This window comes from Wolbachia pipientis (assembly GCF_023661085.1).
Taxonomy (GTDB): Bacteria; Pseudomonadota; Alphaproteobacteria; order Rickettsiales; family Anaplasmataceae; genus Wolbachia.
Window position 1 is genome coordinate 1 of record NZ_JAHDJT010000051.1, and the last position, 8,505, is coordinate 8,505.

At 35.9% G+C, this 8,505-nt stretch carries 6 protein-coding genes; 3 read left to right on the top strand and 3 right to left on the bottom strand.

Annotated features, from left to right (window positions below; translation table 11 throughout):
• Positions 1-223 precede the first annotated feature (223 nt).
• The 3 genes from htpG to hemA all read left to right on the top strand — a co-directional run bounded on the left by htpG (position 224) and on the right by hemA (position 6,480).
• Positions 224-2,122 carry a molecular chaperone HtpG gene (htpG, locus tag DM84_RS03085; protein WP_250778280.1) on the top strand — a complete coding sequence of 633 codons (1,899 nt, stop codon included), beginning with the start codon at positions 224-226 and terminating at the stop codon, positions 2,120-2,122.
• 40 nt (positions 2,123-2,162) lie between these two features.
• Entirely contained in the window at positions 2,163-5,213 is a 3,051-nt protein-coding gene (locus tag DM84_RS03090; protein ID WP_250778281.1) for a host RNA manipulator TomO, read from the top strand.
• A 64-nt stretch (positions 5,214-5,277) separates the two neighbouring features.
• Positions 5,278-6,480 carry a 5-aminolevulinate synthase gene (hemA, locus tag DM84_RS03095; RefSeq protein WP_250778282.1) on the top strand — a complete coding sequence of 401 codons (1,203 nt, stop codon included), beginning with the start codon at positions 5,278-5,280 and terminating at the stop codon, positions 6,478-6,480.
• Here hemA and DM84_RS03100 read toward each other — a convergent pair.
• The 3 genes from DM84_RS03100 to rimM all read right to left on the bottom strand — a co-directional run bounded on the left by DM84_RS03100 (position 6,472) and on the right by rimM (position 8,266).
• Positions 6,472-7,170, bottom strand: coding sequence for an inositol monophosphatase family protein (locus DM84_RS03100; protein WP_250778283.1), 699 nt, complete (start codon positions 7,168-7,170; stop codon positions 6,472-6,474). The genes hemA and DM84_RS03100 overlap by 9 nt on opposite strands.
• An 8-nt stretch (positions 7,171-7,178) precedes the next feature.
• On the bottom strand, positions 7,179-7,745 hold the full coding sequence (efp, locus tag DM84_RS03105) for an elongation factor P (protein WP_250778284.1): 567 nt from the start codon (positions 7,743-7,745) through the stop codon (positions 7,179-7,181).
• Positions 7,746-7,807: 62 nt separating this feature from the next.
• Complete coding sequence (gene rimM / locus DM84_RS03110) at positions 7,808-8,266, bottom strand: ribosome maturation factor RimM (protein WP_250778285.1); 459 nt, start codon at positions 8,264-8,266, stop codon at positions 7,808-7,810.
• Between the last annotated feature and the right edge of the window lie 239 nt (positions 8,267-8,505).

Below are 8,505 nucleotides of genomic sequence, written 5' to 3' on the forward strand. Positions count from 1 at the left end.
TTGTCATTGAGCCTGCAGATCAAAAACAAGTTTTGAGTCAGAAATACCCTTGTTGTTATGGTAAGGGGGGGGTGGAGGTATTTGTCAAGTAGTTTTTTTGTTTCATCAAATGCGCTGCTAGAAGTTTGTTATGCAAGAAGTTTTATTTTGGCGCGCGTGACCTTGAAAGATCGCAGTGCAATACTTAAATTATATGGGTAGTAGGCTAATAATGGAGCTCAAAATGCATAACGTACAAGAAACTGAAAATTTAAAATTTGATGCTGAAGTAGGGAAAGTACTGAATATAGTAATTCATTCGCTCTATACCAACAAGGATATTTTTCTGCGTGAGTTAATATCAAATGCATCGGATGCATGTGACAAATTAAGCTATGAATCACAACTAAATCCTAATTTGCTAGATTCAAGCGATGAGTTAAAAATCACCATCAGTGCCAATAAAGATAAGAATGAGCTGTATATAACTGACAATGGGATTGGAATGAACAGGCAGGATTTGATAGACAACCTTGGCACAATTGCCAGCTCTGGTACACAAAAATTCTTGGACGCAATTAAAAATAGCAAAGATTTAAGCCAAACTGTAGAGTTGATTGGAAAATTTGGCGTGGGTTTTTACTCAAGCTTCGTGGTTGCCTCAGAGGTGATAGTTGAGTCTCGAAAGGCGGGAGAAGAGGAATCTTGGATCTGGAAATCCAAGGGAGATGGAGAATATTCAATCAGCAAATTAGATGATCAAATCCCTCGTGGAACTAAAATTACCCTGGTCATGCGCCCTGAAGAGAACGAGTTTTTAGACAAGTTTCGTGTTGAAAATATCGTTACTACTTATTCGGATCACATAAACTTTCCTGTTGAATTTGTAAATGAAGAAGGAAAAAGTGAAAAACTAAACAGCAAGGCTGCAATTTGGACTAAGCCAAAAAACGGTGTCACTCAAGAGGAGTACAATGATTTCTTCCGCGGTGTTGCACATGTTGGCGGGGAACCTTGGATGATATTGCATAACAAAAATGAAGGTGCAATAGAATACACGAATTTGCTTTATGTTCCTTCTATTAAACCTTTTGATTTATTTCATCCAGATAGACGTTGTTCCGTGAAATTGTACGTAAATAAAGTGTTTATTACTGAAGATAATGTACAAATCATACCGCAGTACTTACGTTTCTTGAAAGGTGTTGTTGACTCACCGGATTTGCCTCTCAATATCAGCAGAGAAGCGCTGCAGAATAATCGAGTTGTTGAGCAAATCAGAAAATCCCTCACTAAGCGCGTGATATCAGAGCTTGGTAAAAAGGCAAAAGAGAATTTAGAGGAATACACGAAATTCTGGACCAATTTTGGTGCAGTCTTAAAGGAAGGTCTTTGTGAAGCTATGCCAACTGATGAAAGAGAAGCACTGCTCTCAATTTGCAGATTCCATAGCACTAGTGATGATAAATTAGTCAGTATTGATGACTATATAAACAGAATGAAGCCCGAGCAGGAACATATTTATTACCTCACAGGAAATAGCTTGGATTCGGTGAAAAACAGTCCGCAACTTGAAGGATTTGTCAGCAAAGGATTGGAGGTTCTTCTGTTTGTTGATCCAGTGGACGATTTCTGGACTAGTGTAATTTATGAGTATAAAGATCAAAAATTTAAGTCTGTAACTCGTGCGGATGTTGATCTAGAAAAATTCTCCTCAGAGAAAAAAGACGAAGAAAATAAATCGGATGAAGAAAAGAGCAAAGAAAATACGGATTCTATATTAGAGTACTTCACTAAAGTCCTTGGCAGTTCAGTGAAAAGCGTAAAAATTTCCAAAAAATTGACTGATAGTCCTGTATGTTTAGCAGTTGATGAGGGTGCAATGGATCTTAGAATGGAGCGTTTTTTACGTGAGCAAAAACAGCTAAATTACCGCACACCAAAGGTGCTCGAAATCAACACTAAGCATCCTGTAATAAAAAGCATAATAAAATCCCACGCCGAAAATGGTGAAAACCCAACATTGGAGGATATGATCCACTTGTTATTCTATCAGGCTTGTATCGTAGAGGGCGAGGAGATGGACGATGCGAGCCTGTTTGCTAAGAGGTTGAATAACTTGCTTGGCAAGATTGTTATTTAGTGTTATACTAGATTAAGCTAATTTATGGTGAGTGATAAATATGACTTTGAAGGATAAAGCTATTGGGAGTGGAGATCAACAGATTGGTATTAATGCCCTTGTATACTGTGAAGAATTAAAAGGTTCTCTTTCCGAGGAAGTAGAACAAGGAAGGAAATTGAAATTTGATGGAAAGGTTCAAGTTCAAGATATTCCACTTATAGGAAAAAGGGGACAGACAAAACTTTTTAAAGCTAGGAATAATAAACGACATAACATACGCGCAGGAGCAAACACAAATGCCAAAAATAGAGTTAATGTTCAACATGATCTAGGAGTTGTCCAATCTAGCTGCCAAAACTTGTGTGGTGATGGAGATTGGGTTATTATAAACAATGAAGATCAAGAGATATCAGCTATTCCACGTGGTAGCGAAGTCATACCCTCTAAGGATCTAAGCTTAGAGAACGAAATACTTGCAAACTTTCCTGATGGTTGTAATAGATCGCATACCATAGAGTTAAAAGATGAAGATTTGTATCTCATCGTTCCTAAAAATTTAACTTTCGCTGAAATAACAAATATCTTAGATCAAGCTGTAAAAGAAGATAATTGTGAAGAACTAGACAAGGTTGTACAAAAGATTGGAGATTATGAAGGCAGATCTATTACGCTAGATAGTGTAAATTTAAAGAGTTTCTGTGAGCAACAACTTAACTTGGACTTAAACAGAAGCGATCACCAACATATACACTCAAATATACTATCACAATATAAACGTGATCAAGAGAAGTTCAAGTGTGATTATTCAGTAAAAGAATTGGTACTATTGGCAATTGCAGCTAATGACAAGCTGGTAGAACAATATCGGAATGAACTTTTTGCTGAAGGAAATTTAAGTCTTTTACCTTTACTTGTTGGTGGTCAAAAATATATTGAAGCTTTTATAAAGAAATTACATGATGTCGATTGGGTTTATGATAAATTAAAAAATCAAGTCATACAACTTGTCGAACCTAATAGTATTGGCTTCTTTTCAGCTATAGCATTAAGAAAAGAACAGAATTTATTAGAAACAGTTTTTGTTGAGTACGTCCTGAAAGATCTTGAACAGGTGTTAAAAACAAGCGGCCCTGATCCTTTGTATGGTGTACTTGAAACAGTATCTTTGGTCAAAAATGAAGAATTTATCACAATAGTGCTAGATGCATTTGAAAGGTACATTAACGAGCCAACTAGAGATGTGAGAGGTCTGTTAAAAAATAGTTTTGCTACTTTGTTAGAAACCGCGATAAGTCAGGAGCACGTATCTGCTGTCGAATACTTATGCAAACGATACATCAACAGCAAAGGTTGCGCCAGTTATAGTATATATGAGCAAGTGTTTGCAGATGATAAAGTTATTACAGTACTCAATAAACAAATCCTGAAAAATATAGAGGTTCGTGGTAGAAGAGAAATTTATGATTTAGTTCTGAAAGCTGCACTGGATGTTGGCAATGTTACATTTATTGAACGCTTATGTGAAAAATGTACCAAGTGCAGCAATGATGTTATCGATTATCTTGATCAAAAATTGAAAGGTAACGAATTTGATAACACATACGAATTAACTCTTATTGCGTTATCTAATATAAAAAATGAAGACGTTATAGTCCATGTAATTGTTCACACTCAAAATATATCACATAATGAGCAAACGATTAGGCAGATCATACAGAATATACTGAAGAGTACAACACACTACTCAACGGACCAAGAAGATTATTCCTTAGTCAAAAAAGTATGTTACTTATGCACAGAAATTGATGCAGTTAACGTAATTTTTCAAGAGGAGTGTAGGAATTTTAAATCTAGCATAGAAAAGCGTATAGAAGATTTGGAAAAGGAAAATAGATTATTGCAATCTGAAGCTTTACGTGAGTATAACTATAGTTATTTTCCGGGTATTATGAATGGGGTGGCTCAGATTGTTCATACAGCACATGATGCATACACTGAAGATCAGAAACCCAACGAATACCGAGAGAATATCTATTCTATACTTAGTTTAATGCATATTAGAGATATCTTGCAATTTTCTATTGATGTACAGGAATATCACTGTTATGAACGTCAAGATTTGTGGGATGCAATGTACAAAACTCCTGGAACTTTTATAATACGAAAAAGAAGTGATAACGTTGCAGATAAACTAGCAATTTTAGTTATAAAAAGTGACATTCTATCAGAAGATCCAGAACTTAAAAGCATTGGCAACCAACAGCCACAAAAAAATGCTGTGGACAAAGGAAAAAATATTATGGACAATAGAAATGCTTCAACAAAGTATCCTATAAGCAATAATTATAAGGAGGGTGAAGTGCATGGTAGTGATCAAGATACAAAAAGCATAGAAGAAAAATTGTCTGAAAGTGGTAATGTACGAGGCGTTAGTACAACTACAAGCGATCAGCCTGTTAATATTGATGATGAGAAGAAACAAGTTTCTGATCAACCTACTGCACAGATGCCATTGCAAATGGAAAGTGGGTCAGAATTTGAAGGTAAAGATGATCAACGAGATTCACCATCGCCAAAGAGCTCTTCAAGCTTTGTCAAACTGCCTGAAAGTGATACTGAAAATAGCAATGGTGAATATGTTAAAGTTCCTTCAGGTTCTGGCAGTGGTTCTTCATTCGAGGAGGTAGGTGAGGATGAGAATGTTTCTACGCTATTTCCAGAAGATGATAACAAAAATTCACAACCAGTACCGCTGGTACCAGCACCAGCGCCGGAACCAACACCAGCACCGACACCAACACCGAAACCAATGCTCCCATTAACTAGCAAAAAATCTGAACAAGTGAATAACACTACTCCACAAAACACAAAAGGTAGTAATCTGCATATTATAGCTGCTTCTACATTGGCGATAGTTGGAGTTGAGCTGGGAGTGGCTATAGCAGTTCACTTGGAGATGTTAGCAGTGGGCATAGTAGTTGGAGTTTGTTGTCTAGTTGCTGCAGCAGTTATATATCACTATGAATGGCCTGGTAGCTTTATTGAAAACAATCAGATTGAAAAGGTTGCACTCGATGAGGAGAAAGGACCTGTAGCTACACCTGTATAATAAATATAGTAGTCTATCATTGAATAATTTATTATAATTTTATTAGTTATTAATAGGTAAAAACTTGGTAGACTACGAAGAAATATTCTTAAACAAAATCAAAGATATAAAAGAGGAAGGGCGCTATCGTGAATTCACGCATTTTGCGTTGTTGCCTGGCGGGCTTCCCTATATTATGGATTATGAAAGAAATAGGGAAGTAATCGTCTGGTGCAGTAATAACTACTTAGGAATGTCACAAAATGAGAGTGTTATTGCCGCTATTCACAACTCATCTGTTGGTGCAGGAGGAACTAGAAATATCTCAGGCACAACAAAAGAAGTTGTTGAACTTGAGAAATCTTTAGCTTGTTTACACAACAAGGAAGCCGCTTTAACTTTTGCTTGTGGCTACCTTGCCAACCAGACTACACTTAGCACTTTATTGTCTGTTATTCCTGACGTGGTGATTTTTTCAGACGAGAAAAACCACTCTTCGATGATAGAAGGCATAAAGTCAGGAAAAAGACCTAAATATATATTCAGGCATAATGACATTGATCACTTAGAGCAGTTATTAAAGTCTGTGGGTAGAAAAACACCAAAGATAATAGCATTTGAATCCATATATTCAATGGATGGAGATATAACGCCGCTGAAAGAAATATGCGACTTGGCAGATCAATATAATGCAATTACCTATTTGGACGAAGTGCACGCAGTTGGCATGTATGGCCCACGTGGTGGCGGAATTGCAGAAAGAGAAGGTCTGATGGATAGAGTGACTGTTATTCAAGGTACATTATCGAAAGCTTTTGGAGTGATGGGTGGATATATAGCGTCTTCAAAGAGCTTGGTGGATGTAATAAGGAGTTCCGCTCCAGGATTTATTTTCACCACTGCTATGTCACCTGTTTTAGCAGCAGCAGCAAAGGCAAGCGTTGAATATCTAAAATCAAGTAACACTGAAAGGGAAAAGCAAAAACAAGTTGTTGAAAAGGTAAAAAACTCACTGAGAAACGCGGGAATTAATCTTATCCTAACAGAAACTCATATAATTCCAATAATAATTGGCGATCCGGAGTTATCCAAAATAGCATCAAAGTTATTATTTGATGAGCATGGAATATATGTTCAACATATAAATTATCCAACAGTTCCAAGAGGGACTGAGCGCTTTCGTATTACCCCCACACCTTATCATACCGACGAAATGATAAGACATTTAACAGAATCTCTTGTAAAAGTTTTTGAGAAATTGTCTATCTCTGTGGCTTGTTTATGTTAGTTTTATATCTCCAGCAATGATTAATCCATTTTCTTCTATTAGCCTTCCGCTACTCTCTTGCAGAAAAAGTTTGCCAAGCAAGGCTTTATATTTGTTAACTCCAGAGTAAACTATTCCACTATATCTTCCTGCGGCAAGATATGCAAAACCTAAAACTGTTGAACCGATGGAACGTACATTTCTATTGTTAGGCAGTAATTTGTTTAACAAGTTACCACTTACATCTATTAAGCCTCCTTCACGACTTTTTACTCGCATTTTTACATGACGAGATCTAAAGTCTTCAAGAAAAGCCCCCTTTTTCTCTTCTGCCCAGAAAGTTTCTCTGAGAGCTGGAGCATCAATTACAGCTGCTACAACTTTGTTTTTATGAATTAGGCAAACCGACACTGCAAAATAAACCATACAACTGGAAAAATTCTCTCTGCTTTCTATAGGCATAATGAACCAGGTATAAGCGTCATCTTTTACTTTTTGATCAGTATTGTCTTCAAAGATAAAATCGTAGTCTTGCTTGTAATCATGCAAGCAATTGTATATGGTTTGCTTGCACCTTGAGTAAGTTTTATTGATAAAGTCTGCTGATTTAATACTGGAAATTTGCAATTCGTTGAAATCACGCACAAGCTGTTTAGAAGCACTGCGTACAGAATCAAGCATCACATTAATCCGTGGTGATGAAATGGACATTCTTCCTTTTACTCTTTTACCCTTTCGTAATAGCTGTCATCTGGGGTATATACTACAATTTTGTCCTCTTCTTTTATAAATTGAGGCACGTTAACACGCATTCCGTTTTCTAAAATTGCAGGTTTATAAGAGGAAGTAACAGTCTGCCCTTTAATAACAGACTCTGTTTCTTTTACAGTCAATGTAACATAATCAGGCACATGTGCAGAGATTATTTTATCCTGGTAAGTTACTACTTTAACTTTCATATTATCCTGTAAATAAATCTTTTTTTCTCCCAATAAGTCCAAATTTATAGTGATCTGCTCGTAATTGCTCGGATGCATAAGGTTCACAATATTTCCTTCAGTAAAGAGATAAACATATTCCTCTTCATCTAAAATTGCTCTTTTGATTGTTGCATCAGAGCGGAACCTTTCATAGTGTTTTGCTCCGGTTTTAATGTTCTTCATCTCTGCTTGTATGTATGCACCACCCTTACCAGGTTGAGTATGCATAATACTTACAACCAAAAACAAACCGCCATTATGTTCCAACACTTGACCTGGCCTAATATCATTAGCTCTTTCTGCCATAATTACACTTTCAGCTTGATCTTATAATTATACGTAGCTTTTTGTAAATATCAAAACCTTTGTTAATCAATGAACTCCGGCATGTTGAGTGCTATATACTTTTCCTTTACGTTTATATGCGGAAATATCTCTTTAGTAAAAGACAGCATAATATTCTTTTTTGTGCCGATGACTGAAATTTCCAATACATCTCCTGAACCGAAATTATGTATAGATTCTATATAGCCATATAATTCATTATTTTCTAGCCTTACTTCCATATTTATAAGGTCACTTTGATAAAGCTCGTTCTCATCATTTAGTTTTGGCAGTTTATTTCTTTTTGTGTATAATTTTTTGTTTCTTAAAAGCTCTGCTTCGTTACGAGAATTTACTCCACTTATTGTGGCTATTACTAAATTATCACCTATGACAGACACTGAATCTATCTTATAACTTTCATTACCACTTATCAACTCACCATATAGAGAAATATTTTCGGGTTTTTCAGTGAAAGTTTTTACTTTAACAGCTCCTTTAATTCAGTGAGGGGAAGTAATGATTCCGAGGTATACTAAGTTATCGTTCATGTTAATATGATAATCAAAACTAGTTTTTTTGTCTACAGCGTTGGAAGCAATAGATAACAGTGAAAAAAAGCTATAACTTTATCTCAATAGAAACAAAAAAACTACTTGACAACCTTCGCCGTTATCCTTATTATAATAGTGAAGCTATTTGTTTAACTTCCCAATCTGTACAGGTTAAAATGACAAGAGAA

Bases quoted from the DNA above. Each gene is read 5' to 3' on its own strand.
- htpG (WP_250778280.1), top strand. From the start codon at position 224: ATGCATAACGTACAAGAAACTGAAAATTTAAAATTTGATGCTGAAGTA.
- DM84_RS03090 (WP_250778281.1), top strand. From the start codon at position 2,163: ATGACTTTGAAGGATAAAGCTATTGGGAGTGGAGATCAACAGATTGGT.
- DM84_RS03100 (WP_250778283.1), bottom strand. From the start codon at position 7,170: ATGTCCATTTCATCACCACGGATTAATGTGATGCTTGATTCTGTACGC.
- efp (WP_250778284.1), bottom strand. From the start codon at position 7,745: ATGGCAGAAAGAGCTAATGATATTAGGCCAGGTCAAGTGTTGGAACAT.